Source organism: Nitrospirillum viridazoti CBAmc (assembly GCF_000730165.1).
Lineage (GTDB): Bacteria > Pseudomonadota > Alphaproteobacteria > Azospirillales > Azospirillaceae > Nitrospirillum > Nitrospirillum viridazoti.
In genome coordinates this window covers 167,525-192,996 of sequence record NZ_CP022113.1, presented here as the reverse complement: position 1 = coordinate 192,996, position 25,472 = coordinate 167,525, and the positions used below count along the sequence as shown (strand labels likewise).

Annotated in this window: 21 protein-coding genes; 9 read left to right on the top strand and 12 right to left on the bottom strand. The window is 67.4% G+C overall.

Annotated elements, in window-relative coordinates; all coding sequences use genetic code 11:
• Positions 1–28 precede the first annotated feature (28 nt).
• A complete protein-coding gene (locus tag Y958_RS29000; protein ID WP_088875406.1) occupies positions 29–1,210 on the bottom strand; it encodes an alpha/beta hydrolase in 1,182 nt (393 codons plus the stop codon).
• 33 nt (positions 1,211–1,243) lie between these two features.
• A complete protein-coding gene (locus Y958_RS28995; protein WP_088875405.1) occupies positions 1,244–2,431 on the bottom strand; it encodes an FAD-dependent monooxygenase in 1,188 nt (395 codons plus the stop codon).
• A gap of 149 nt (positions 2,432–2,580) precedes the next feature.
• Here Y958_RS28995 and Y958_RS28990 point away from each other — a divergent pair, with 149 nt between their 5' ends.
• A complete protein-coding gene (locus Y958_RS28990) occupies positions 2,581–3,381 on the top strand; it encodes an IclR family transcriptional regulator (RefSeq protein ID WP_088875404.1) in 801 nt (266 codons plus the stop codon).
• Positions 3,382–3,539: 158 nt separating this feature from the next.
• Here the strand turns inward: Y958_RS28990 and Y958_RS28985 are convergent, their stop codons facing one another.
• A complete protein-coding gene (locus Y958_RS28985; protein WP_244909745.1) occupies positions 3,540–5,021 on the bottom strand; it encodes an aldehyde dehydrogenase family protein in 1,482 nt (493 codons plus the stop codon).
• Between the two features lie 183 nt (positions 5,022–5,204).
• Between Y958_RS28985 and Y958_RS28980 the strand changes: the two genes are divergently transcribed.
• The gene (locus tag Y958_RS28980; protein WP_088875402.1) at positions 5,205–6,809 is read left to right on the top strand and encodes a GMC family oxidoreductase; all 1,605 of its coding nucleotides are present in this window, start codon (positions 5,205–5,207) and stop codon (positions 6,807–6,809) included.
• A 126-nt stretch (positions 6,810–6,935) separates the two neighbouring features.
• On the opposite strand, the gene Y958_RS28975 is transcribed toward Y958_RS28980, so the two are convergent.
• The 6 genes from Y958_RS28975 to Y958_RS28950 form a co-directional block, all read right to left on the bottom strand.
• On the bottom strand, positions 6,936–9,833 hold the full coding sequence (locus Y958_RS28975; protein WP_211098835.1) for a TonB-dependent receptor domain-containing protein: 2,898 nt from the start codon (positions 9,831–9,833) through the stop codon (positions 6,936–6,938).
• A gap of 227 nt (positions 9,834–10,060) precedes the next feature.
• Positions 10,061–10,873, bottom strand: a complete 813-nt coding sequence (locus Y958_RS28970) for an amidohydrolase family protein (RefSeq protein WP_088875401.1) — start codon at positions 10,871–10,873, stop codon at positions 10,061–10,063.
• Positions 10,874–10,878: 5 nt separating this feature from the next.
• Positions 10,879–11,778 carry an amidohydrolase family protein gene (locus tag Y958_RS28965; RefSeq protein ID WP_088875400.1) on the bottom strand — a complete coding sequence of 300 codons (900 nt, stop codon included), beginning with the start codon at positions 11,776–11,778 and terminating at the stop codon, positions 10,879–10,881.
• Positions 11,779–11,818: 40 nt separating this feature from the next.
• On the bottom strand, positions 11,819–13,150 hold the full coding sequence (locus tag Y958_RS28960) for an MFS transporter (RefSeq protein WP_088875399.1): 1,332 nt from the start codon (positions 13,148–13,150) through the stop codon (positions 11,819–11,821).
• Positions 13,151–13,215: 65 nt separating this feature from the next.
• A complete protein-coding gene (locus tag Y958_RS28955; RefSeq protein WP_088875398.1) occupies positions 13,216–14,127 on the bottom strand; it encodes a DUF6282 family protein in 912 nt (303 codons plus the stop codon).
• A gap of 61 nt (positions 14,128–14,188) precedes the next feature.
• Positions 14,189–15,040 carry a hypothetical protein gene (locus tag Y958_RS28950; RefSeq protein ID WP_244909744.1) on the bottom strand — a complete coding sequence of 284 codons (852 nt, stop codon included), beginning with the start codon at positions 15,038–15,040 and terminating at the stop codon, positions 14,189–14,191.
• 361 nt (positions 15,041–15,401) lie between these two features.
• Here Y958_RS28950 and Y958_RS28945 point away from each other — a divergent pair, with 361 nt between their 5' ends.
• From Y958_RS28945 to Y958_RS28925, 5 genes are all read left to right on the top strand, one after another.
• A complete protein-coding gene (locus Y958_RS28945) occupies positions 15,402–16,190 on the top strand; it encodes an HpcH/HpaI aldolase family protein (protein ID WP_088875396.1) in 789 nt (262 codons plus the stop codon).
• Positions 16,191–18,293: an acetate--CoA ligase family protein gene (locus Y958_RS28940; RefSeq protein ID WP_088875395.1), complete on the top strand. Its 2,103-nt coding sequence runs from the start codon at positions 16,191–16,193 to the stop codon at positions 18,291–18,293.
• A gap of 32 nt (positions 18,294–18,325) precedes the next feature.
• Positions 18,326–19,186, top strand: a complete 861-nt coding sequence (locus Y958_RS28935) for a p-hydroxycinnamoyl CoA hydratase/lyase (RefSeq protein ID WP_088875394.1) — start codon at positions 18,326–18,328, stop codon at positions 19,184–19,186.
• Between the two features lie 65 nt (positions 19,187–19,251).
• On the top strand, positions 19,252–19,590 hold the full coding sequence (locus tag Y958_RS28930) for a carboxymuconolactone decarboxylase family protein (protein WP_088875393.1): 339 nt from the start codon (positions 19,252–19,254) through the stop codon (positions 19,588–19,590).
• Positions 19,587–20,999: an aldehyde dehydrogenase family protein gene (locus Y958_RS28925; RefSeq protein ID WP_244909743.1), complete on the top strand. Its 1,413-nt coding sequence runs from the start codon at positions 19,587–19,589 to the stop codon at positions 20,997–20,999. Before Y958_RS28930 ends, Y958_RS28925 begins: the two co-directional genes overlap by 4 nt.
• Before the next feature lie 42 nt (positions 21,000–21,041).
• Here Y958_RS28925 and Y958_RS28920 read toward each other — a convergent pair whose 3' ends face one another.
• A complete protein-coding gene (locus Y958_RS28920) occupies positions 21,042–21,461 on the bottom strand; it encodes a YkgJ family cysteine cluster protein (RefSeq protein ID WP_211098834.1) in 420 nt (139 codons plus the stop codon).
• A gap of 156 nt (positions 21,462–21,617) precedes the next feature.
• On the opposite strand from Y958_RS28920, the gene Y958_RS28915 reads away from it, so the two are divergent.
• Positions 21,618–22,343 (top strand): SDR family oxidoreductase, encoded by a 726-nt coding sequence (locus tag Y958_RS28915; RefSeq protein WP_088875391.1) that lies wholly within the window; start codon positions 21,618–21,620, stop codon positions 22,341–22,343.
• Between the two features lie 282 nt (positions 22,344–22,625).
• Here Y958_RS28915 and Y958_RS28910 read toward each other — a convergent pair whose 3' ends face one another.
• Entirely contained in the window at positions 22,626–23,732 is a 1,107-nt protein-coding gene (locus tag Y958_RS28910; RefSeq protein ID WP_088875390.1) for a threonine aldolase family protein, read from the bottom strand.
• Positions 23,733–23,996: 264 nt separating this feature from the next.
• Here Y958_RS28910 and folB point away from each other — a divergent pair, with 264 nt between their 5' ends.
• Positions 23,997–24,362 carry a dihydroneopterin aldolase gene (folB, locus tag Y958_RS28905; protein ID WP_088875389.1) on the top strand — a complete coding sequence of 122 codons (366 nt, stop codon included), beginning with the start codon at positions 23,997–23,999 and terminating at the stop codon, positions 24,360–24,362.
• A gap of 80 nt (positions 24,363–24,442) precedes the next feature.
• Here folB and Y958_RS28900 read toward each other — a convergent pair whose 3' ends face one another.
• A complete protein-coding gene (locus Y958_RS28900) occupies positions 24,443–25,435 on the bottom strand; it encodes a LysR family transcriptional regulator (protein ID WP_088875388.1) in 993 nt (330 codons plus the stop codon).
• Positions 25,436–25,472 lie beyond the last annotated feature (37 nt).

Sequence of the window (25,472 nt, the reverse complement as noted above, 5' to 3'; positions counted from 1 at the left end):
GGGCGGCGACGGCCGCCCCCTCACAGGCTCACGCGTCCAGGAAGCCCTTCCGGCGGCTCCAGTCCGTGATCAGGCCGATACAGGTGGCCAGATGGTCCGGCTGGCCGATGTAGTAATGGGTGGCGCCGATGATGCGGTGGTATTCCTTATCCGGCGTCGCCAGGGCGGCGTTGATCGCAGGGTTGTGGGTCGCGGGCACCGCCTCATCCGCCGTGTTCTCGATCTGCAGCACTGGCGTCCGGTGGATCCTGGCGGCGTTCATCGGCCCCTTCGCGTTTGATAAATCATAGCTCCACTGGCTGAGCCATGAGCGCAGGGTGGTGAAGCGGGCCAAACCGACGGGCCCCACGTTCACCGCCCGAGGGTCGCCCATATAGCACCAGCCGGGCTTGCGTTCATTGGGGTCGACCGCCGGGTCCAGCCAACGGACGTCGCACATCGTGCGGTGCACGACGAAGGCGCGCTCCTGCTCCGCCCCGCCCTGTTTGCGCAGCCGCTCCAGTTGTTCCTGGCACCAGTAGGTGATACGGCGGTTGCGGTCCACCTGGCGCGCGCGAAACTGTTCCACGAAGCTGGCATCATAAGGCGCCTGGTTGGGGCACGCCTCGGCATAGATATCGAAGGCCCGGTCGCGCCGGTCGGGATCCGCCTCGTCGATGACGGACGGGTCCAGCCATTCAGTCAGCGTCTCGGCACGTGACAGGTGGGCGGCGATGAAGATCACGCCGTCCGCCATCGTCAGGCCGGCAATCGTCAGGTCGACCTCGTCCCCCGCCGGGGTGTGCGTGATGGACGGCCGTTCCGCCTGCGCCTGGTAGAACAGCGACAGGGAACCGCCGCCCGACCAGCCGACCAGCACCACGCGGTCGTAGCCCAACGTTCCCCGCGCATGCGCGATCCACTGCCCCAGGTCGATCGCCACCTTCTCCATGATCAGGGCGCTGTCGTTGCGGGCGTAGCGGCTGGCCGCGCACAGCACGTCCAGCCCCGCGTCGGCCAGCGCCAATGGCATGGGCAGCAGCTGTAGGGTGGAGGTGGGGTGCATGAACACATAGACCGTGTCGGCGCGGCGGTCCGGCCGGCGCAGCAGTTGCCCTTCCAGATTGACCTTCCCCGAATTGCCCGCGAACCCGTAGGTTTCGCTGAACCCGGGGGAGTTCGGGAACGTCACCACCAAGGGGTGCCGGACCCAGGCCCTACCCTCTACCATGTCATCTCCTCCCTGTTTTTCATTCCTTGCGCGTCACAGCGGGGCGGTGGTGACGTCGTAGCGGAACAACCACTCATAGCGCTCCGCCACCCGCTCCGGCTCCCACTCCCGGTCCACGTAGGCCTGCGCGCCGGCCGGGCTGGCAAGGGCGGGATTGTGGAAGCGCTCGGCGTTGCCGGCGGCACCTTGGACCACACGCGTCGTGCGGGGGATGCGCGCGTCCTGATAGACCTTCAGCGCCCTGGCATGGTCGTCACGATAAGCCTCCAGCGCCCGGGCCAGCATGTAGGCGTCCTCGATCGCCATGGCCGCGCCCGACGCCAGGAAGGGCAGCATGGGATGGGCGGCGTCGCCCAGCAGGGTGACCCGTCCGACCGTCCAGTTATCCAGCGGCTTGCGGGACAGCAGCGCCCAGCGGAATGGCTGGGGGATCGCCCGGATGTAGGTGTGGACGTCTTCATGCCAGCCGGGATAGTCGGCCAGGTAGGCCTCCACCGTCGACGGGCTGGACCAGGACTCCGTCTTCCAGTCCTGGTTCTCCACCACGCTGGAAAAGTTCATCAACTCGCCCCGCCGGATGGGGTAGTGGACAATGTGGCCGCCCGGGCCGATCCAGTTGGTGCCCACGTCCCGTACCAGATGGCCGGGCAGGCGTTCCATGGGGATGACGCCCCGCCAGGCGACGATGCCGGTGAAGGTCGCGGGCAGTTCACCGAACAGCCGCTGCCGGATGATGGAATGCACGCCGTCAGCGCCTATCACCAGCTCATACCGCTGCGGCGGCTTGCCGGCGAAGTCCAGCACCACGCCACCCTGCCCCTGCTCCACCCCCACGCAACGCGATCCCAGCTGGATGGCATCGGGGTTCAGGGCGCGCACCGCTGCGGCCAGGGTGGAATGCAGATCGTTGCGGTGGATGGTGACATAAGGCGCGCCATACCGCGCCACCGATTCCGGCCCCAGGTCGAACAGCTTCCAGGTCTGGCCGGTGTTCCAAAGCCGGATCTCCTTGCCCACCGGGCAGAACGATAACGCCATCACCCGATCCAGGATGCCCAGCGCCTCGAACACACGCGTGCCGTTGGCGCTGATCTGCAGGCCCGCCCCCACCTCCCGCAGTTCCTCGGCCTGCTCATAGATCGTGACGTCGAACCCGCGCCTCAGCAGTGCCAGTCCAGCCGTCAGACCGCCGATCCCGGCACCTACAATCGCAATTCGCATGTCGTTCCTCGCCGCAACCGCCAGAGTTTGATAATATCTAACATGGTTCGTCAATATCACAAGCCCGGCACCCAGGCCACCCTCGTATTGCGCGGTCGACGGGACCCCCGTACTCTGATAGGCATGGGTGTAAAGCCAATGAGACATAGATGCTGAAAACGCCCGAAGACACCCTCAGCCAGAAGCGCCGCGTTCAATCGATCGAGGTTGGATTCCGTGTCATCCGCGTGCTGCAGACGGCGCATGAGCCCATGGCGTTGCGTGACATCGCCCAGGCGGCGGACATGCCGCCCAGCAAGGCCCACCTGTACCTGACCAGCTTCATGCGTGAGGGGCTGGTGGCGCAGAACCCCCAGACCGCCCGCTACGCGCTGGGGCCCTACGCGACCGAGCTGGGCCTGTCCGCCATCCGCCAATTGTCGGTGGTGGAGGCGGCGAACGCGGAGATGGCGGAGTTGACGGCGCACACCGGCTGCGCCACCTACCTGTCCGTTCTCACCGAATTCGGGCCGGCCATCGTGTCGAAGGTGGACGGCAGCCGCCAGGGCGCCTTCACCGTACGCCTGGGCCACGTGCTGCCGATGACGACCTCGGCCACTGGGCTGGTGTTCCTGGCCTTCCTGCCGGAACCGCAGACCCGGCAGCCGGCGCGGGCCAGCCGCCAGCACGCGATCGAGGCCGCCGATGCGGTGAAGCCCCCCACCCGCGACGACCTGGCCACGGTGCGCCAGAAGGGCTATGCGACGACAAGCGGGCTTATCAACGCCAACTTCGCCGCCATCTCCGCCCCCATCTTCGACTACAGCGACGCCATGGCCGCCGCCCTTACCCTGCTGGGGCCGGACAAGTACCTGGCGGGGGAACGGCTGCAGCCTTGCATCGACCACGTGCTGGACGCGGCCGCCCGCATCTCCACGAAGATCGGCGGCCGTATCCCTGCCCGTTCCTGAAATGAGGCTGGTTCTTATGCTGGCGGCATGAGGGCGCCCTCATGCCGCCGTAGGATGCGACTGCATCCGCCGGAGGTTTCCGGGGAACGCAGTGGACTGGAAACCAAGGAAGCCAAGGCTGCGGATGCAGCCGCCCGGCGCCTGAGGGAGCCATTATATCAAAGCGCGATGGCGATGGATTTCAGCTCCGTGTAGGCTTCGATGCCGTCGCGGCCGTTCTCTCGGCCCCAGCCGGATTGCTTGAACCCACCGAATGGCAGTGCCGGATCCAGCCCGCCGCCATTGACCCGCACCGTGCCGGCCTTCAGCTTGCGCGACAGCCGGTGCGCGGCGCTGAGGTTCTGTGTCCAGACGATGGCGCCCAGGCCATAGTCGGTATCGTTGGCGCGGGCCGCGATGGCGTCCAGGTCGCCGTCGCTGAACGACATGGCGCATAGGACCGGCCCGAAGATTTCCTCCCGCACCACGGACATGGTCGGCAGGGTCCCCGTCAGCACCGTCGGCGGCACGAAGTATCCGGGGCCCGAAGCCGCGGTTCCCTGCCCGCTGATGCGGGCGCCCTCCCTCACCCCCGCTTCGATATAGCCCAGGACGCGGTCCTTCTGTTCCTGGGACACCACCGGCCCCATCTGGGTTGCGGGATCCAGGCCCGGGCCGACGCGCAGCTTTCCGGCATGCTCGGCCACGCCCTCCACCAGGGCGTCGAACACGCTCTCATGCGCGAACAGGCGGGAACCCGCGTTGCAAACCTGGCCGGCGTTGGTGAAGATGGAGCGGGCGGCGCCCTCGATTGCGCGCGTGATGTCGGCGTCGGGCATGACGATGACCGGGGTCTTGCCGCCCAGTTCCAACGTCACGCGCTTGAAGTTGCCCGCCGCCGCGCGGACGATGTGGCGGCCGACCTCGGTGGAGCCGGTGAACGTCACCTTGTCGACGCCGGGATGTTCCACAAGGGCGGCCCCCGCCGTTTCACCAAAGCCGGTCACGAGGTTGAACACGCCCTTGGGGAAGCCGACCTCCTCCACCAGGTGGGCCAGCCGCAGCGCCGTCAGGGGCGTCTGCTCCGCCGGCTTCAGGATGAGGGTACAGCCGGCGGCCAGTGCCGGCGCCATCTTGGCCACCGACATGGCGAAGGGCGCGTTCCACGGCACGATGGCCGCCACGACGCCGATCGGTTCCCGCACCGTGAAAGCGTGCCAGGTCCCGGGACCGGAGAGATTGATGGTGTCGCCGCCCAGCTTGGTCGCCCAACCGGAATTGTAGCGCAGCGTCTCTATGGCGTGCGGCACATCGAACAGGCGCGCGTCGCGTAGCGGCTTGCCGTTGTTCAGCGTTTCCAGCAGTGCGAAATCGTCGGCGTGAGCCTCGATCGCGTCGGCCAGGCGCCACAGCAGGCGGGCACGTTCCGCCGGCTTGGTGTCCGCCCAAACACCCTCCAGCGCCGTCCGTGCCGCGCGCACCGCCAGGTCGACGTCCGCCGCCTCGCCCTTGGCGGCTTGGCCCAGCAGCGTGCCGTCGCCGGGATTGCGCATCTCAAAGGCGGACCCCGACCGTGGCTCCCGCCAGACGCCATCGATGAACAGCCCATGTTCCTTGCCCGCGAAACGCCGTGCATTCTCCAGGGCATTCTGATCCGCCACGATATCCGGCATTTTCCACCGTCTGGGTATGATGAGGGGACAGCTTACCTCACGGCGCAGGCCGTTCAGGAAGGGCCCGTTCAGGCGCCATGGGCATCGCTGTCGTTTGCTATTGTTGAACATATTCCGTTATTATGCAACAACTCGTTCCAAGAAACGGGGCCAAGGAGGCGTGAGGGAGCGGTGACTCAGGACTTCGACCATATCATCGTCGGCGCCGGATCAGCGGGATGCGTGCTGGCCAACCGCCTTAGTGAGGATGGGCGCCGCAGCGTCCTGCTGATCGAGGCCGGCGGCCCGGATTCCAGCCCGTTTCACGCCATGCCGCTGGGCTTCATGGCGGCCATGGCCGACCCGGCCAAGGACTGGGGCTATATGTCGGAGCCGGAGCCCAACCTGGATGGGCGCCACCTGCCGCTCCCGCGCGGGCGCGTGCTGGGCGGCTGTTCCACCACCAACGGCATGATCTACATGCGCGGCCACGCGCGCGATTATGACGAATGGCGCGACCTGGGCTGCCCGGGGTGGGGCTATGACGACGTGCTGCCCTATTTCCGCAAGATGGAGACCAGCTGGCGTGGCGCAGGCCCCTGGCACGGGGGCGACGGCCCCATCCAGGTGACACCCGTGCGCCACCGCGCGCTGCTGACGGAGCAGATCCTGGCCTCGGCCGCCGCCGCCGGATTCCCGCACAGCGACGACCTGAGCGGTGAGCGGCAGGAGGGCTTCTCTCTGAGCGAGGTGACGGTCGACCGTCGCGGCCGCCGATCCAGCGCCGCGCGGGCCTATCTGCGCCCGGCGCTGAAACGTCCGAACCTGCGGCTGATATCAGGCGCCCAGGTCACCCGCGTCCTGTTCCAGGGCCGCCGCGCCGTGGGCGTGGAATACCGTGGCGAGGGGGCGACTCATCAGGCGCGGGCACGACGCGACGTCATCCTGGCGGGTGGCGCCTACAATTCCCCCCACCTGCTGATGCTGTCCGGCGTCGGCCCCGGCGCGCAGCTGCGCGAACACGGGATCGGGGTGGTGGTGGACAGCCCAGGCGTGGGCGCCAACCTGTCCGAACACCCCATCGTCTACATGGACTTCGCCACCAGCGGCGACACCTTCCTGAAGCAATTGCGGCTGGACCGGGCGGCCCTGTCCGTCCTGCGCTGGGCGTTGCTGGGCACGGGACCGTTCGCCTCCCAGATAACCAGCTGCGCCGCCCTGCTGCGGACGCTGCCGGAGCTTGAGCGGCCGGACATCCAGCTGATGGTCATGCCGGTGCGGCTGGACGCCAAGATCTGGACGCCCGGCCTTGGCAAGCGGCTGCAGGACATGTTCTCGATCATGGTGATCCAACTGCACCCGGAAAGCCGGGGACGGCTGACCTTGCGTTCCGCGGACATGGCGGACACGCCGCGCATAGAGCTGAACCTGCTGTCGCATGAGCGCGACTTCGCCGAACTACGACGGGGCATCCGCGCCGTGCGCACGCTGTTCGGCGCCGGCCCCCTGGCCACCCGCGTCCTGCGGGAGGCCAGGCCGGGTGCCGAGCGGCAGAGCGACGCCGAGCTGGACGCCTACATCCGCGCCAACCTGCGCATCACCCAGCATCCCGTCGGCACCTGCCGCATGGGCCGGGGCGACGGCGCGGTGGTGGATCCCAGCCTGCGCGTCATCGGGGCGGAGAACCTGCGCGTCGTCGACGCCTCCATCATGCCGACGGTCCCGGGCGGCAACACCAACGCCCCCGTGATCATGGTGGCGGAAAAGGCCGCCGACCTGATCCGCCAGCAGGATTAAGCACGTCAGACACACCCGCCCGGCGGCATAGGAGAGATCCCATGCCGCCGTTTTCATTGCGCGTTAAAAAAAGGGCGCCGGGGCGGTAACGCCCCGACGCCCTGCGCACGGGAATTCAAGGGAGGATCACATCCGTGCACGCACGCCCAATACCCAAAAGCGGCCGCGATTGTCGAAGAAGGGGGAGTTGGCGATGGTAGGCTGCACGATGCCGTTGGGCGTGATCGGCGGGGCCTCATCGGTCAGATTCTCGACAGAGCCGTAAATCGTCAGGTTCTCGTTCAGCCGGTAGGAGACGTTGGCGTCCCAATACCCGATGCCGGAGATGTCGTTGTTGGCGATGTCCAAGGTGGTCAGGTTGAAGCGTGTGTCGAACTTGCCGCCAGAGATATAGCGATAGCCCACCCCGAGCCTCCACTTGTCGAAGCTGTAGTTGGCGTCGACGTTCACGCGCCATTCCGGCACGCCCGCCGGGGGCGGTGAGATGCCGGCGAGGCCGACATAGTCGTTGGATACGCCGTTCGCCGTTGTGGTCAGCGTATCGGCATGGTTGGCCAGGACCCGCAGTTGCACATCCCCATCGTTGTTCAGCAGGGTGAGGGGGAAAGAATACTCAGCCTCGAAGTCCTCGCCCGCCGCCCGCTGGGAGTTGGCGTTGAAGGGGATGATGTTGACGCGGGTGATGATACCCCCCGTCTGGATGACACCAGAGCAAAACACAGACTGCCCATTGAAGCAGAAATTCACGATGTCCTGCGCCGCCACCGTGGAAATCGCATTCTTGATCTCGATGTTGTAGTAGTCGAGAGAGGCATGGAACCCGTCCAGCCATCTCGGTTTGAAGACGACGCCCACCGAATAGGTGTCCGCCTCCTCAGGCAGGAGGTTGGGATTGCCGCCCGTGATCTGCGTCGTCTGCCGCGCCACGTTGGTGCGGGGGTCGATGATGGCGTTGATCACCTGGTTGCCTTGCGAGAACAGCTCATAGTTGTTCGGCGCGCGGATGTCGCGGGACACTGTGCCACGGAAACGCACGTCCTCGATCGGTTCGTAGTTGCCGCCGAACTTCCAGGCCCAGACGCCACCGCTGGTCGAATACTCGGTATAGCGGCCCGAGGCGTTGAGCTCCAGCTTGTGGGCCAGCGTCATGTCCTCGGCCAGCGGCACCACGACCTCGCTGTATGCTTCCTTCACATTGTATTCGCCGGAGAATGGCTGCCCGTTGATGGACCGCCAGCGGCTGAGCACGGAGTTCGCGTCCGAGGTCTGAACCGTCTTCTCGATGCGGTATTCCGCGCCAGCCGCGACCGACAGCGGCCCCGCCCAGGTGGAGAAGGGCGAGCCCGATATGTTGGCTGCGTAGACGTCCTGATGCATGTCCGCGGTGATGGTCGAGGTGCCGAGGTAGTAGCCCAGCGCCTGCTGGCTGATGGAGCCTGCACCGAAGGGATTGATGGGCACGCAGCTGCGGATGTCGCCATACGGGTCCTGGGCCGCCGTAGGGTTCGGGTTGGCCAGCTTCACCCGGCAGATGGCCTGGCCCGTGGCCGGGTTGATCACCGAGTCCAGGCCGTAAGTCCACCGCTGCGAGATGCGGTTGTTGTCCGCGAACTCATCATAGGTGTTGCGGCCCAGCTGACCGGTAACGCTCCAGTTCCAGTTCCGCCCGAAGGAACCCTCGGCGCCGAAGGTCCAGCGGCGGGTCTTGGTCACGGTCCGGAACTCGGAATTCCCATCCTCGTAGTTGAGGCGACCGAAGGGAATGCTGGCCAGTTTCAGCGACGCCATCGCCGCCTTGACGCTGGGATCCAGAAAGGCGTTGTCGTTGCGGATGGTGATGGTGCCGACGTCGGGATTGGGCGCCAGGTCCGAATTGGCGTGGACCTGCGAATACAGCATGTCCGCGAACAGGGTGATGTTGTCGGCCAGTTGATAGCTGATCCGGCCGTAACCGCTCTTGCGGTCGATCTCCGGCAGCAGGTTGCCGTCATTGATGGCGGAGCCGCCGCCGCCGCCCTGCATGAAGGTGGCGCCGATGTTGGTGCCATACTGGAACGGGGTGGGCTTGCCGTCGGACCCGAACTGCACGCCCGTGCCCGGGGCGAAGCCCAGCTTGTTGGCCAGGCTGAGCGCCAGTGTGTTGGTGCCGCCCGACAGGCCGACAACGCCGCCGGCCGTCATCTGCGAGTAGGTGCCGTGGTCGACGATCAGCAGGCGCGGCTGGCCGTTGGTCTTGGTATAGGCCGGGTTGGTCAACTGCACGGTGCCGTTGGCGCCCCAGGAGCGCGACGCCTGGCTGCTCTCACCCGAATTGTGCATGAAGTCGCCCGCGACCTCGATGTGCACCTTGTTGTCGGCGAAGCCATGGCCCAGGGCGAAATTGACATCCGGACGGCGGAAGTCGTCATGCTCCGTCGATCCGTAGGAGATGTCGGCCTTCGCTCCCTCGAAATCCTTGTCCAGGACGAAGTTGACCACACCGGCGACGGCGTCGGAACCGTAGGCGGCGGAGGCGCCCCCGGTGACGATGTCGACGTTCTTGATCAACGCCACGGGAATGATGTTGGTGTCGATGGTCCCGGCCGGATCGGTGATGCCGACACGGTTGCCGTTCATCAGCACCAGGGTGCGCTGCGTGCCCAAGCCACGGAGGTCGGCGTTGGAGGCACCGATCGGTTCGCTGGACTTGCCGATGTTCTGATTGATCCGCAACTGCGGCACTTCAAGCAGCATGTCCGCGACGGTGCTGACCGCCTTGTCCTGCAGTTGCACCGCGCTCAGCGACGTCATCGGCGTGGGCGCCGTGAAGCCGGAAATGCGCGTGCCGGTCACGATGATTTCCTCAAGGTCCCCCGCAGGCGCGCTGGCTTCCGCCGGGACACTCTGCGCAGCGGCCTGGTGCGGCGCGGTCATCGCCAGCGCGGCACTGATGGCCAGCAGGCTGACGGCCCCATATTTCAGCGGCCGGCGACCGCCTGTGCCCAAGAACAGTTGGCTGGAATCGTTAGGCAGCCTATCGCTCATCTGTTCCCTCCCCGCTCCGGAATGAAGGTCATTCGGGATGCTCATTGTTTGTTATTTTCATATTCATTTATACGATGACGAAAATCCAATGCCGCAATCGGCAAAACCGATACCGTTTCGGCATCAAAAATCGCCCAAGCCAAGCCCTTAAGGGGAAAGGGCGCTCACGCGGTGGAGCCCACCCCATACTCGGAAAAGAGGTCCCTGATTTGATGCGGTCGCCCGCGTCAGAAGAAGCACAGACGCAACGCCGCGTCGGAAATCTGGCGGCGCACCGCCGGGTCCGGCACCAGCGCATGGAAGTGTGCAAGGGCGTCCGCGTACGTCACGGCGCCTTCCTTCCCCACAAAGGGCGCGTCGCTGCCCCACAGCAGGCGCTCCCCACCGGCCTCCACCAGCAGGCGCGCCGCGCAGGCCTGGCGGATCGCCGGGTCCAGGCGGAAGCCCGCGGAGATCTTGACCCAGGTCCGCCCCGCCGCGACCGCCCGCAGCATGGCCTGGAAGCCGGCGCCCTCCATACCTTCCGGCGCACGCAGCAGGCCGAAGTGATCGACCACGACGTTGACGCCGTGCGCTTCCAACGCCGGCAGCACGATGGCCAATTGGACGGCGCTGGCGTTCAACTCGACATGCATGCCGCAGTCGGCCAGGCGATTAAGGAATTTCAGGTAGGGATAGCTGCGCAAGTCGGGCGGCGCCTGGTCTACCTTCCACTGCATGCGCACGCCCACGACGCCCTGGTCCCGCAGGTGGCGCAGGGTCGCCAGGTCGGTGTCGGGCTGCAGCATCACCGTCGCGCGCAGGCGCCGGTACCGCCCCAGCGCCAACAGGGTGTAGTCGTTGTAATCGCCGTAGAGGCTGGCAGCGGTGACGATCCCGAAGGCGATGCCGTGCCGGTCCAGGTCCTCCAGGAAATCCTCGGCCGTGTAATCATAGTCCGGCCGGATCCAGGCATCGTCCCGCAATGGCATGCGCCGTGTCAGGATGTGGGCATGCGCATCGACGATGGGCGGTTCGGCAAAGGGGCGCTCAACCGTCATGGCGCTTACCTGTCGCCGCGCTGGAACAGGCTGCGCGCCGTGTCGCACAGGAACAGCCGCCGCTCCGTCTCATCGAGGAGCACCGCCGACGCGCGCGCCTGCGCGGCCATGCTCTCGTAACTTTCTTGGGTGTTGCCGACGTCGGAGCCCCACATGACGTGGTCTGCCCCCATGACGTCCACCGCGCGGCGGACGAAGGCCGCATGGTCCACGCCGGCTTGGTCGAACATGCGGAAATTGATGGTCGTCAGCTTATAGTAGACGTTGCGATGCTTCCGCATGGCCTCCAGCACCGGCACCAGGCCCAGCTGCTGAGGGTCGCCACCGCCCGGCCAGCCGAAATGGTCCAGCGCGATACGCAGGCGCGGAAATCGGCGGGCCAGGCTGCCGACGCGGGCCAGCGGGGCGGGCGAGGCCACGCCCGGGGCGTACATCACCACCATGGTCAGGCCAAAGCGGTCGGCGACCGCCCAGGTGCGGAGCGCCGCCTCGGAATCCAGCCAGGGATAGGCGCCGGTGGCGTCGGGATAACCGAACAGGCGCAGGCCCACGATCCCCCGCTCGATCACCATGCGGGTCAGTTGCGCCGGCGTCTCCGGATCCTGGGCGTCCAGAATCACCACGGCCGACAGCTTGTCCGGATGCGCGTACGTGGCGTCCAGCAGGTAGCGGTTGTCGGTCTTGTAAATGGTGTTGTACTGCACGGCCGCACCGGCGACGACGCCGCTGGCTTCCCACCACTGCCGCAGTCGCTCCGCCGTTATGGGGTCGGCGGCAATGCGCCGGCGCAGGTTGTCCTCCCCCTCCCGCGCGTTGCGCGTGTCCATGGGATAGCGCGCCGCATCATTGGTGAAGACGTGCGCGTGCGCGTCGTAGATCGGTTCCCTGCCCGCTTGCTGGCTCATAGCCCCTTCATCCCCCCGATTATCGTATCGTGCCGTATGGTCAGGTCGGCGCGGTGGTCAGCGGGGCCGGCTGGCCGGGCTTGCGGCTCAGGGGCAGCATCGCGACCGCCGGTATCGCGCTCATGGCGGCGAAGAAGGCGAAGGTAGCCGCCCGCCCCACATCCGCCCCCAGCAGCAGGCCGCCGATCAACGGACCGACGACGGCGCCGGCGCGCCCGAACCCGACGACGAAGCCCACGCCGAAATTGCGCAGCCGCTGGGGATAGAGCGCGATGGCGGTCAGGAACACGCCAGTATAGGCGCCGACAGTGAAGTAGGTCAGCACGCAGGCCATTGCGATCATCACCGGCACCCCGGCATGCACGCTGCCGAACAGGACCAGCATCGCACCCATCAGGATGAAGAAGATGGCGGTCATGCGCGCCTCACCCACGCGGCGGGAAAACGCGCCCACGGTGAGGTGGCCGGTGGCACCGACGATGCCCTGCAGCACACCGGAGAAGCTGGCCTGCGTCGGCGTCAGCCCGGCCTCCACCAGCACCGTCGGCTTCCAGTTCAGCAGGAAATAGCCGACCAAGGCATAGATGAAGGAGGCCAGCCACATCAGGACGGACAGCCGCCAGGCATCCTTGGCCAGCAGGGCGACCGCGCCATTCTCCTTCCGCGCCCGCTCGGGCCGCGGCGGCAGTTCAACCAGCGGATCGAGGCCGAGGCCGGCCAGGATCCGGTTGATGCGGGCCAGGGCGCCCCGGGGCTGCGCCGACACCAGATAAGCGGGTGATTCCCACATGAACAGGGCCAACGCCAGCAGCAGCACGGCGTTCATGCCCATGCCGAAGACGTAGACCGACCGCCAGCCGTACGGCACCAGCAGGAAGCCGGCGACCGCCCCCCCGATCATCATGCCAATGGTGAAGCCGGTGTGCAGCATCGACAGCATGAGGTTGCGCCGCTGGTTGTTGGCGAACTCGGACACCAGCACGTTCAGGCTGACGACCAGGATGCCCAACCCCGCCCCCATCAGGAAGCGCAGGGCCATCAGCACCTCAATGGAAGCGGCGATCGACGACAGGCCATGCGCGATGGTGATGGCGACCAGGGCGATCAGCGTCACGCCGCGCCGACCCAGCCGTTCCCCCAGGGGCGCCGCCACGAACGCGCCAAGCGCCAAGCCCAGCGACCCCATGCTGAACAGCAGGCCCAGGGTCGCCTTGGGCACGGCCCATTCGGCGGAGAACAACGGCGCCGTGTAGGCCGCCGACATCATGTCGTAACCCTCGGTGACATTGATCAAGCAGCACAGCGCAACGATGACGTACTGCCGCAAACGCATCGGCGTGACGGCGATGGCGTCAAGCGGATTGGCCGGCATGCTCGGTACCTCCCTGGTCTGGATTTTTATTGTGGCGCGGCGGCGTTCCCCGCCGCCGGCCAGGATCACTCCGCGGCGGATTGCTCACGCGCCGGTTCGTCCAACCCGACCAGCCGGCTGGCGTTCAGGCTGATCATCTTGCGGATGTCGTCGTCGGAATAGCCCAACTCGATACACATGCCGATGACATGGCGGAACCCTTCCACCGGCGTTGGGTTGCCCACCTGGCCCAGGTCGGAGCCGATGATGGTGCTGTCCACGCCGCCGGCCTTGATCACCTGGTTCAAGCTGTCGGCGGTGTAGTTCTTGCCCTGGACGCCGGCCCACATGCAGCACGAATGCTCCAGATAGGCGCCCATGCCGGCCAGTTCCTTCATGTCGGCCGGGCCGCAGCCGATGAGGAAGGTGGGATGGTTGACCAGCAGGCGCTTGACTCCCCGCGTCTTCGCCTCGGCGAACAGCGGCCAGATCTCGCTGATGTGCAGATGGCCGGCGGAGAGGATGGCGTCATACTGCGCGATCTGGTCCAGGATGACCTTGACCTCGTCCAGCAGCGCGCCGCGATCATCCACCACGGTCAGGGCGCGCGGCGGCAGCATCTGGTCCTTCGTGGGCAGGAACTGGCGCCGATGCGAATGGCGGATGTGGTTGGCGGCGGAGAAGGTGGGCATCCACACCAAGCGGGCGCCTAGCTTGAAGCCATGCTCCACCGCGTAGGGGTTCAGGCCGCCCGTGGTGTTATTCAGTGGAACGCCGGTCAGGAGTTGAATCTTGGGATTCATCGTCTCCTTCAGCAGCTCGGCCACGGGCGTCACCGAATAATAGTGATCCTTGAACAGGATGGCCCGCAGGCCGGCGGCCTCGGCGTCCCTGATGGCCTCGACATGGTTCAGCCGGCGCGGCATGACCGAAGGGCCGCTGTGGCAATGCAGATCCACGGCACCGACCAGCAGATCGTCAATCCTGCGATCCGTCATACTCTATCCTCCCGTTTTCAGATGCGCCGCGCTGGCCGCGGTTCGTATTTGGGGTTCCTGTTTATGGCGCCGGGTCCGGCGCCGGATAGTCGGCCGCGTTCAGCACCCAGCCCTCGCGGGCGGAGAAATCGTGGCGCGGCGGGCAGAAAACGTCCGCCAGGCGGTTGAGGCCGGTGCTCATCCCCTGCGAGGTATGGGTCGCCGGCGGTGGTATCACCGCGACCGACGGCGCCGCGCAGTAGGCATGTTGGTCCTCCAGCCAGTGCGCGCTGTTCCCCGTCCAGGGCCAGCGCAGGTGGTGGATGAATTCGCCCGCCGTGGCGATGGAATACTGCTCGAAATCATCATGGTGGTGGGGTGACAAGTCGGCCGGGTCGCGGGGACCCGCGCGGCCGCTGGTCAGGTTCACCATGATGGTGGTGCAGCGGTAGATTCTGCCGAAGCGGCCCGGCTGCGACGGCACGTCGCCGGAATAGACCCGAATGCGCCAGCCGCCGACCGGGTCGGGCCAGGGCGTGAACTCCGGAACGTTCAGATCGGGCGTGGCGAAGTCGCCGGCGTTGGCGCAACGGGCCGCCAGATCCGCCGACCGGGTGGTGATCAGCCGATAGAGGCCGCCGTCGCCCAGCGCGCGGACGCTGCTGTCGCCGGGCGGGATGAAGGCCACGCACGGCCCGTGCGCCGTCTCCGTCTGGCCGCCGGCCGTAATCTCAACACTCAAACCCGCGTCGGGAAGGACGACGGCGTATTCATCGATCTGGCCTGAGCGCGCCAGCACCGCGCCGGAACGCACGGCGCTGTAGGCCACGATCAGGTTCTGGCCACGCGTCAGCCAGGTGGAAGCCAATTCGCTCTCCTCCACCGGCATCTCTTCATAGAAGCGACCGTAAGAGGCCGGCTTGAAAGGGGTCATGGCCACCTTTTCCGCCGACGGCGCCAATGAAGCCCGCAAGTCGTTCTTTCCGTACACGCCGCCTCCCACACGCTCTTCAAGATGCTACACGTCCAAGCGACATGGAGGCCCGGCGGAGCTTTCTTGAAATTCCCGGCAATAGTTTATGAGAACAGTAGGACCGCTACATCGTTAGCCGTCTAATTCTTTTTGACCAGCGCTCCGATACCGCCACGGCATCGGTCCGTAGGCAGCGCCCTCCGATACCGGGCCGTTATCGGACAAGGCATCAATCAGCATTTGATTCCCCATCCACGTTTGCATTGGATGACCGGGCGGCAGACGTCCGGTCCCAAGAGACGTCGCAGGCGGGAGGTGCTTTGTGATCAATAGCCTAGCCAAACGGCGCCTGGAAAAGGGCGAGGTCGTCATCGGCACGTTCGTCAAGTTCGCGTCCGCGAATTTGGTGGAGATGATCGGCCTCGCCGGCTTTGACTTCATCATCATCGATACCGAACACGCGAACTTCACGCATGGCGAGGTCGAGGACCTGATCCGCGCGGCGCAGCTGGTGGGGATGAGCGCCATCGTCCGCACCAGCGATGCCGGCGAGGCCACCATCCTGCACGCCCTGGATAGTGGGGCCAGCGGCGTGCAGGTGCCATCGCTGAGCTCGGCCGCCGAGGCCGGCGCCGTCATCCGCCGGGCCAAATACCACCCGTTGGGCGAGCGCGGCTGGGCCCCCGGCTGCCGGGCGGGCGACTACGCCTACACCCCGGCCAAGACCTACATCGAGCAAGCCAATCGCGACACGCTGATCGCCGTCCATGTCGAGAACGCGCGCATGGCCGCCGACATCGACGCGCTGTGCGCCCTGGACCAACTGGACGTCGCCTTCATCGGCACCGGCGATCTCAGCCAGTCCCTGGGCCATCCGGGCGAGCCGGACCATCCCGACGTGGCCAAGGTGGTGGATGAGGTCGTTGCAGCCTGCGCCCGCGCCGGCAAGCACTACGGCGTGGTGGCCAGCAGCCCCGACGGCCTGAAGGCCTGGGTCGGGCGCGGCGCCCGCTACATCGCCTGGCAGTCCGACATGGTCATGTACAAGAACGCGCTGAAGGCGGCGATGGACAAGGTCGCCCCGTTCCGCGTCGGCCGGGGGGAGGTCTGAATGCGGGCCCCCCAACTGGATTTGACACGCCTGCTGCAGCCACGCTCGGTCGCCGTGGCGGGCGCCTCGCCCGAGCCCGCGTCGCTGGGCGGCGCCGTTTTGCGCAACATCGCGGGGTCCGGTTTCACCGGGCCGCTGTACCTGGTCAGCCCGACGCGCACCGAGATCAATGGCGTTCCCTGCCTGAAATCGCTGCACGACCTGCCCCACGGCGTCGATGTCGCGGTTCTGAACGTGCCACACAAGGCGGTGCGCGAGGCGATCGGGGCCTGCATCGAACGAGGCGTGGGCGGCGCCGTCGTTTTCGCCGCCGGCTTCGGCGAAGCGGGAGAGGAAGGTCGTCGCGAGCAGGAGGAAATCGCGGCTATGTGCCGGACCGGCGGCCTGGCGCTGCTGGGCCCCAACTGCCTGGGCTTCGTCAACTACGCCAACGGCGCGGCGCTCAGCTTTGAATCGCTGGACTTCCAGCCGATGGCCGGCCCGCCGCATGCCGCGGTGGTGGCCCAGAGCGGCGCCATGGCGTCCAACATCCGGTCCGCCCTGCTGGCGCGCGGCGCGCGGATTTCGCACGTGGTCACCACCGGCAATGAGGCGGTCGTCCGCATCGACCATGTCATCCGCCATCTGGTGGACGAAGGCGTGGGCCTGATCGCCGCCTATGTCGAGCAGATCCGCGACCCGGCCGCCTTCCTGGCGGCGGCGCGGGTGGCGCGGGAGGCCGGCCGGCCCATCCTGATGGTTCATCCCGGCGCCAGCGCGTCAGGCCGGGCGGCGGCGCTGTCACATACCGGCGCCATGGTCAGCGACTACGCTGCCATGAAGACGGCGGTGGAGGATGAAGGCGTCGTCCTGGTCGAAACCATGGACGAACTGTTCGACGCCGCCGCCATCCTCTACCGGTTCCCCGAGCCGACACAAGGCAGGGTCGGCGTCATCACCAATTCCGGCGCGGTGCGGGGCCTCAGCCTCGATTTCTGTGAGAAGATCAGCCTGGAGGTGGCGGCCCTGGGTAGGGACACGGCGGACACCTTGCGCCAGCTGCTGCCGCCGCAATGCGAGATCAGCAATCCTCTGGATGTCGGCACCGCCGGCTTCTCCGACGCGTCCGTCTTCGGCAAAACCACCAGCGCCATGCTGGCCGATCCCGCCGTCGGTTCCGTCCTGCTGGCCATGGCCGGCGGCGGTCCCTGGCAGCAGCGCGCGAAGGCGGAGGCCATCGCCCCCGTCGCCCTGACGGCGTCCAAGCCGGTCACCGTCGCCATCCTGGGCGATGAATCGCCGCTGGATCCCGGCTGCGTCGCGCCCTTGCGCGAAACCGGCACGCCGCTGTTCCGTTCACCGGAGCGGGCGCTGCGAGCCTTCCGCGCCGTCAACGGCCGGGCCGTGGCGTATGCGCGGGCCGCGGAACGCACAGCGCCGCCGCCCCCGGCGCCGGCGCTGTCGCGGCATGGCCCCCTGCCGGAATATGAGGGCAAGGCCCTGCTTTCGGCCATAGGTATCCCGGTGCCCGAAGGTGCGCTGGTCCAGGACGTCGAGGCCGCCGTCGCGGCGGCCTCGCGCATCACCTACCCCCTGGTCATGAAGCTGCAGGCGACCTGGCTGACCCATAAGAGCGAAGTCGGCGGCGTCATCGTCGGCGTCAAGGACGAAGCGGCGCTGCGCGCCGGCTGGCGGCGCCTGACGGACAGCGCGGATCGGGCCAGGGCTGGTGGGGCTATCGACGGCATCCTGATCGAGCAGATGGCGCGGCCGGGCCTGGAACTGGTGATTGGCGGCCGCAACGACCCGGACTGGGGCGCCTTCGTGGTGTTAGGCCTGGGCGGCGTGTGGGTAGAGGCTCTGGACGCCATCGAGATGCTGCCGGCCCACGCCGGCCGTGATCAGATCCTGGAGCGTCTGCGACGGATGCGCGGCGCCAAGTTGCTGGGCGCCTTCCGCGGCCAAGCGCCGCGAGACGTGGAAGCTGTGGCCGACGCCGTCATGGCGCTGGGCACCCTGCTGCGAGCCCATCCCGAAATCAAAGAAGTGGACGTCAACCCCCTGACCGTCTTCGCGGAGGGCGAGGGGGTCATGGCGCTTGATGCATTGTTCATCGCCGACTGAGGAGCATCCCCGTGGAAGCCATGGCATCCGATATGACGAAAATTGAGACGCCCGTTGCCGAAAAGCCCATCCCGGGTGGCAAGGAAGTACTGGTCGAGTTTGAGGACGGCATCGCCTGGGTACAGCTCAACCGGCCGGCCAAGCGCAACGCCATGAGCGTCGGGCTGGCCCGTGAGATGAACGAGGTGCTGGACGCGCTGGAAACCGACGACCGCTGCGGCGTCGTCGTCCTGACCGGGGTGGGCGAGGCCTTCTCCGCCGGTATGGACCTGAAGGACTTCTTCCGGGCCACGGACGGGCTATCCGATATCGAGCGCCACCGCGCCTATCGCTCCACGCGAGCCTGGCAATGGCGCACCCTGATGCACTACGCCAAGCCGACCATCGCCATGGTCAACGGCTGGTGCTTCGGCGGCGCGTTCACGCCGCTGATCTGTTGCGACCTGGCCGTCACCGATGAAAAGGCGGTGTTCGGGCTGTCGGAAATCAACTGGGGCGTCATCCCCGGCGGCGTCGTCTCCAAGGCCATCAGCACCGTGATGGGCGACCGCCAGGCGCTGTACTATGTCATGTCGGGCGAGAAGTTCGACGGCGCCAAGGCCGTGGCGCTGGGACTGGCCAACGAGGCGGTGCCCAAGGAACAGCTGCGGGCCCGGACGGCGGAAATCGCCCGGACGCTGCTGGGCAAGAACCCCACCGTGCTGCGCCAGGCCCGGATGGCCTACAAGTATGCGCGCGAAATGACCTGGGAGCAGGCGTCGGAATACCTGACCGCCAAGGTCGACCAGACCAATTTCGTGGATCCGGAGCGCGGCAAGGAGCAGGGCCTGAAGCAGTTCCTGGACGAGAAGTCCTTCCGCCCCGGCCTGGGCAACTACGTCCGCGCCGAATAACCCGCACGATAAGGGGGCTTTGGTCCGGCGCGATCAGAGACCCCCGGCATGGAAGGGAGCCACGCATGCAAAGGCCAAGCAGCGGCAAGGGAAATGAGTTGGCGGCGGTTGTGCCGGCCTTGGTCGAATACACCGACCGCATTCTGTACAACGAGGTGTGGGAGCGGCCGGGCCTGTCCAAGCGCGACCGCAGCCTGGTCACCATCGCCGCCCTGATCTCAATGTACCGGCCGGAGCAGCTGCCGGCCCATCTGGGCCTGGCGCTGGACAACGGCCTGACGGTGGAAGAGATCGGCGAGGCCATCAACCACCTGGCCTTTTACGCGTCCTGGCCGTCCGCCATCTCCGCCAGCCGCAAGTTCCTGGAGGTGGTCCAGCAGCGACAGGCTGAAGGCAAGTCATGATGTCGGCGCCCTTCCTTCTCACCATCGGCGGCGAAGGCATGGCCGCCGATGGTGCGTTTCCCGTCATCGATCCCGCCACTGGTGAGCCCTTCGCGACGGCGCCGGACGCCAGCGAGGCGCACCTGGACCTGGCGGTCGCCGCCGCGCGGGCGGCCTTCCTCTCCTGGCGGCAGGTGGACACGGCCGCCCGCCGCGCGGCCATGCGCGCCTTCGCCGACGCCATCCGCGCGGAGACGGAGGCGCTGGCCGCCCTGCTGACGCGGGAGCAGGGCAAGCCCCTGACCGCCGCGCGGCGCGAGGTAGCGGTGGCCGCCGACCGGATCGAGGGGACGGCGGCGCTGGACATCGGCGGCGGCTATCTGCGGGAGGGGCCGCAAGGGCCGGTGCGCCTGGATTACGTCCCCATGGGCGTGGTGGGGGTGATCGCGCCCTGGAACGCGCCGCTGATCCTGGCCATGCAGATGGTGGCCCAGGCCCTGGCCGCCGGCAACGCGGTGGTGGTGAAGCCCTCGCCCTTCACGCCGCTGGCCACGCTGCGCCTGGGGGAAATCGCCGCCCGCGCCCTGCCGGCCGGGCTGGTCAACACCCTGTCGGGTGGCGACGCCCTGGGACGGTGGATGACCACCCATCCCGGCATCGACAAGATCGCCTTCATCGGCTCGACCGCCACCGGCAAGAAGGTAATGGCATCCGCCGCCGCGACCCTGAAGAGAGTGTCGCTGGAACTGGGCGGCAACGACGCCGCCATCGTCCTGGACGATGTGGACGTGGCGGCGGTCGCCCCCCGTCTGTTCGCCAGCGCCTTCGCCAACAGCGGCCAGATCTGCATGGCGGTGAAACGCGTCTACGCCCAGGCCGCCATCGCCGACGCGCTGGCCGAAGCCCTGGCGGCGGAGGCGCGGCGGGTGCGCCTGGGCAACGGGTTCGAGCCGGACGTCGACTTGGGCCCGGTGCAGAACCGGCCGCAGTTCGACAAGGTGCTGGCCATCCTCCAGGACGCGCGGGCGCGGGGCGGACGCATCCTGGCCGGGGGTGGCGCCCTGGACCGGCCGGGCTATTTCATCGCCCCCACCATCGTCACCGGCCTCACCGAGGGCGCGCGCCTGGTGGATGAGGAACAGTTCGGGCCGGTGCTGCCCATCCTGGGCTTCGACATTGAGGAAGAAGCGGTGGCGCGGGCCAACGCCACGCGCTTCGGCCTGGGCGCCTCGGTCTGGAGTGGCGACCAGGCCCGCGCCGAGGCCGTCGCCCGGCGGCTGGAAGCCGGCACCGTCTGGATCAACGGCCACGGCGGCGCCACACCCGACCTGCCGTTCGGCGGCTTCAAGGAATCTGGCATCGGGCGGGGCATGGGCGTGGCCGGCTTGCGCTCCTACGCCGAAATCCGGGTGGTCCACGGTGCCCATTGAGCGGAACACGATCATGGGTGATCGGATCTCGCCCAAAGGCGCTTAGCGTCGCCTAGGGGGGACCGGCTTTGGAGGCGGCATCTCCGCGATGCGCTCAAACGCCGCCACCTGCTGGTCGGTGTCCAGCACTTGTTCCAGCCCCATCTCGCGGGCGCGTTGCAGCCGGTCGCGGCCGCGCGCCAGCAGGGCGTCGTCAAACACGTCCCCACGCCGCAACAGGATCTTGCGGACCCGGCGGGGCAGGCGCTCCAGCGCCAACGCCGTACGGGCGCAGTGGAAGCGGCGGCAGACCGAGGGCCGCCGGGCGTGGATGGAGCACCCGGTTTCGACCAGGTAGACGCAATCGCCGGTGGCGGGGTTGCGCTTCAGCGCCGGCACGGTCCGGCCAGGATAGAGCGCGGAAACGATCGGCTCCCACAGGTAGAACCCCAGGTCGTCGCCAGCCTCGGGATGCAGGATCACCTGGTCGTTCCGACAGCACTGGACGCAGCCGTCACAGGGGATGGCGTCCTGGTCTTGGGGTGGCCGTTGCCCATCACTGTTTGCCGATGTCGTATTATCTTTGTCCATGTCATATTAGAAGCATGGTCGGTTCAACATGAATAGAGGATTTCAACGATGGATCTTTCCGGCCAGGTGGCGATCGTGACAGGCGCCAGTTCCGGCATCGGGGCGGCCGTGGGTCGCAGGCTGGCGGCGGCGGGCATGAAGGTTGCCTTGGTCGCCCGCAGCTTGGATCGGCTGGAGGCGGTCGCGGCCGAGGCGCGGGCCGCCGGTGGCAGCGCCCAGGCCTACGCCGCCGACGTGACGCGGGAAGATCAAGTGGAGAACGTGTTCGCCGCCATCGGCCATGACCTCGGCTCCCCCGATCTGCTGGTGAACAATGCCGGCATCGCCGACAAGACCCCGCTGGAGGAATTGACCCTGGCCCGGTGGCGGGCGGTGCTGGACATCAACCTGACGTCGGCGTTCCTGTGCAGCCGCGCGGCCGTTAGGCTGATGAAACCCCGTCGGCGGGGGCGCATCCTGATGGTCGGCAGCATCTCCGCCTTGACCCCGCGCGAGGACACCGCCGCCTACACCGCGTCGAAATTCGCGCTGGACGGGCTGACGCGCGCCATCGCCTTGGACGGCCGCGGCCACGGCATCACCGCCGGCGTCATCCGCCCGGGCTCGGCCATGACGAACTTGGTTCCCGGGCTGGACCGGCTTGGCCCGGAACAAACCATGCAGCCGGAACACGTGGCCGACCTGATCCACTGCGTCGCGGCGATGCCGGCAGAGATCAACGTCCTGGAATCCGTGATCCTGCCGATAGGGCAGCCCTTCCTGGGGCGGGGGTGAGGCACTGCGAGTACCCCTGCAAAACAATGGCCCACTCTTACACGACGGCGTGCTCAAGAAGTTTCGTTTATCATTGAATTAATGGACTTTATCGACAGGCCCCCGCGCGGATAGGGGTTCCCGTATTCCGCCGCCCAATTCCAGCGCGCCAAAGACGCGAAGGGGTGCTGCATTGTCGCTCTCGAACAATCCGACATCCCGAATACGGCGTTGAATTTCCGGATAGCGCTTACGCGAGATTCAGCTCGCCTGAGACAGCGACGACCCGCTTGGCGCCGTCCGTCAAACGCCGGCCAGCCGCGCGAAGTAGGGCAGCACCTGGGCGTTGTCGAGGCCCAGCAGGGTGTCGCCGACATACAGCTCGGTCACGCTCCAGCCCGGCACGTCGGTGGAGCGGATTTCCCCCGCCACCCAGCGGCCCTCGTCGCCGGCGATGGCGTCCCGCGTCTCCGCCACCATCTCCGCGGGACGGTCGAAGAAGATGTGCAGCATGTTGGTCTGCGGCACGGCGGGGTTCAGGCGGATGCCGGGAATGCCGCCCAGGCCCGCCGCCAGGTCCAGGGTGCGGCGGTAGCAGGCGTCCATCTGGGCCAGCCGCGTCTCGAACCGCATGGCGGCGGTGGCCACCATGGGGCTCTGCCGCACCAGGGTGCCGCCCAGGCGCCGTTGCCACAGCCGGGCGTTGGCGATGAAATCGGCACCACCGGCCAGCACCGCCCCGGCGACGCCGCCGATGCCCTTGTAGACCGAGACGTAGACGGAGGCGAAGCCGGCGGCGATCTCGGCATAGCTGCGGCCGTAATAGGCGCGGCTTTCCCACAGGCGGGCACCATCCATGTGCAGCGGCAGCTGGCGCGACCGCGCCAATTCCTTCAGGGCCTGCAACTCATCCCAGTCCGGCAGTTGCCCGCCGATCTCGCGCAAGGGCAGTTCCACCAACAGGCACGCCAGCGGCTGGGACACAGCCGCCAGATCGCGGGCCAGGATGGGCCGGCGGCGATCACCCACCGGCACGCCGTGGAAATTGAACAAGGCCTGATAGGCCTCCTCCTCATGCAGGGCGAGGTGGGAGGTGTGGGGCATGCCGAAGCGGGGTACGCCGCTGACCTCGGTCCACAGCCGCATGGCGATCAGCTGGGCCATGACGCCGCTGGGCATGAAGGCCGCCGCCTCCTTGCCCAGCAGACCCGCCACCGTGCCCTCGAACGCCGTCAGCAGGTCGCCCTGGCCGTACTGGTCATGGGTGACGCCGTTCGCGTCGCACCAGTCTGCCACGGCCCGAAATTCCTCCGCCGGGGTCAGGGTGCGGAAGCCGGGGAAAACGACGGGGCAATCCAGGCGCAAACGCTGGCGGTGGACGGCGAGAGTCCCGGCGGGGGCGGCAGGCATGGGCGTACGATCCGGTTTTACGGGAGAACCCGCTGGGGATGGCCATTATAGGACGGAGGGCGCCACCCTGCGACGGCCCCTTTCCCGGCGCAACAGCCAAATCACATGCCCACATTTATGCCACAGCGCGGGCAGGGCAAGGCGTGACGGAACGGCCGTGACAGCGCACCGGGGAAAGGGCAGCCTGTGCCGGGCCCAGCGGCGTTGGCCCCAATGGCGTTGACCCCAGTGGCGTTGCCCCCGGCCTTGAGAGGAAACCACCCCATGACCGATCACATCCTGGTCCACCGCATCGCCATCTACGCCCACCACGGCCTGACGGCGGAAGAGGCCAAGCTGGGCCAGCGTTTCTACATCTCGCTGGACTGCACGCTGGATCTGTCGGTGGCAGGCAAGGCCGACGATTGGGATCTGAGCGTGTGTTATGCCAAGCTGACGGCGGCGACCACCCGCGTCGCCACCGCCCGGCGCTTCATGACCATCGAGGCGGTGGCGGAGGCGGTGGCCGGCACCCTGTTGGATGAATTCCCCCGCATCGACACCATCACGGTGCAGGTGGACAAGCCCTCCGCCCCCGTTCCCGCCATCATCGACGGCGTATCGGTGCGCATCACCCGGGGGAGAGGATAATCCGCGCGGGCCTCCTCCGGGCGCGAAGGGGCGGACCGGCAGACCCGCCCTCTTTCCATGACCACGGCGGCGCGGCCGGCTCAGGCAACGGCCTCCAACCCCACGCGGCGTTCGGCCCGGCCGTGAACCGCGGCCATGGGCGCGGTGGCGGGAGCGCCCGCCTGATAGCCGCCGCCCTGGCCCCAACGGTGCACCTGCTGTTCCAGCAGCGACAGGGCCAGCGTGGCGGCGTGGGGCAGTTGACGGCCCAGGCGGGTCACCAGGTCGACGGTCGTGGTGTCGGTATCGACGTCGCACAACGGCGTGGCCACCAGGCAGCCGTCCTCAAGATCGGCCAGCACAGCGGCGCGCGGCAGGATGGTGGCGGCGCGACCGCTGAGCGCCAGTTCACGCATGGTATGGACGGAATTGGTGGTGATGGTGGCGCGCAGCCAGACCTGGTGGCGCATTTCCGCCGCCGACAGCAGCTGGCGGATGCGGGTGTCACGCGGCGACAGGCACAGATCGTGGGCGGACAGATCCTGCAGGGTCACCGCCCCACGCTTGGCCACGGCGTGGTCGGGGCGGCTGACCACCATCAGCGGCTGGCGGGCGGAGGTGCGGACGCGCACCTTGGGATCGCTGGGAATCTGGGCGCCGATGGCGATGTGCACCTCGTCATCCACCACCATGCGCACCAGCTCGGCGGTTGAGACGGTGTGCAGCGCCAGCTCGACGCCGGGATAGCGGCTTTGGAAGGTCTCCAGCACGCCCTGCACGGCCTGGACGGTGCAGCCCTCGCCCACCGCCAGTTCCACCGTGCCCATGCGCATGCCGCGCAACGCCTCGAGCCGGGCGGTGAAGGCCTCACGGTCGGCCATCTGCGCCTGGTAGTAGTCGAATACCATTTGCCCGGCGGTGGTGAGCTTCACCGACCGGCGGCCGGTCTCCAGCAGGGGCATGCCCATGGCCGCCTCCAGCTGGGCGATCTGCCGGCTGACGGAGGACACCGCCACGTTCATCTTCTGGCTGGCCGCGCGCATCGACCCGTGGATGGCGGTGGCGTAGAAGTACTTCATCGCAACGTCTGACATCTCGCGTCCCTCATCTCTGTTCCGGGCCGGCAGTCGG

Excerpts from the sequence above, each read along its gene's own strand:
- Y958_RS29000 (WP_088875406.1), bottom strand. The coding sequence starts at position 1,210 with ATGGTAGAGGGTAGGGCCTGGGTCCGGCACCCCTTGGTGGTGACGTTC.
- Y958_RS28995 (WP_088875405.1), bottom strand. The coding sequence starts at position 2,431 with ATGCGAATTGCGATTGTAGGTGCCGGGATCGGCGGTCTGACGGCTGGA.
- Y958_RS28990 (WP_088875404.1), top strand. The coding sequence starts at position 2,581 with ATGCTGAAAACGCCCGAAGACACCCTCAGCCAGAAGCGCCGCGTTCAA.
- Y958_RS28975 (WP_211098835.1), bottom strand. The coding sequence starts at position 9,833 with ATGAGCGATAGGCTGCCTAACGATTCCAGCCAACTGTTCTTGGGCACA.
- Y958_RS28970 (WP_088875401.1), bottom strand. The coding sequence starts at position 10,873 with ATGACGGTTGAGCGCCCCTTTGCCGAACCGCCCATCGTCGATGCGCAT.
- Y958_RS28965 (WP_088875400.1), bottom strand. The coding sequence starts at position 11,778 with ATGAGCCAGCAAGCGGGCAGGGAACCGATCTACGACGCGCACGCGCAC.
- Y958_RS28960 (WP_088875399.1), bottom strand. The coding sequence starts at position 13,150 with ATGCCGGCCAATCCGCTTGACGCCATCGCCGTCACGCCGATGCGTTTG.
- Y958_RS28955 (WP_088875398.1), bottom strand. The coding sequence starts at position 14,127 with ATGACGGATCGCAGGATTGACGATCTGCTGGTCGGTGCCGTGGATCTG.
- Y958_RS28950 (WP_244909744.1), bottom strand. The coding sequence starts at position 15,040 with ATGACCCCTTTCAAGCCGGCCTCTTACGGTCGCTTCTATGAAGAGATG.
- Y958_RS28940 (WP_088875395.1), top strand. The coding sequence starts at position 16,191 with ATGCGGGCCCCCCAACTGGATTTGACACGCCTGCTGCAGCCACGCTCG.
- Y958_RS28935 (WP_088875394.1), top strand. The coding sequence starts at position 18,326 with ATGACGAAAATTGAGACGCCCGTTGCCGAAAAGCCCATCCCGGGTGGC.
- Y958_RS28930 (WP_088875393.1), top strand. The coding sequence starts at position 19,252 with ATGCAAAGGCCAAGCAGCGGCAAGGGAAATGAGTTGGCGGCGGTTGTG.
- Y958_RS28925 (WP_244909743.1), top strand. The coding sequence starts at position 19,587 with ATGATGTCGGCGCCCTTCCTTCTCACCATCGGCGGCGAAGGCATGGCC.
- Y958_RS28915 (WP_088875391.1), top strand. The coding sequence starts at position 21,618 with ATGGATCTTTCCGGCCAGGTGGCGATCGTGACAGGCGCCAGTTCCGGC.
- Y958_RS28910 (WP_088875390.1), bottom strand. The coding sequence starts at position 23,732 with ATGCCTGCCGCCCCCGCCGGGACTCTCGCCGTCCACCGCCAGCGTTTG.
- folB (WP_088875389.1), top strand. The coding sequence starts at position 23,997 with ATGACCGATCACATCCTGGTCCACCGCATCGCCATCTACGCCCACCAC.
- Y958_RS28900 (WP_088875388.1), bottom strand. The coding sequence starts at position 25,435 with ATGTCAGACGTTGCGATGAAGTACTTCTACGCCACCGCCATCCACGGG.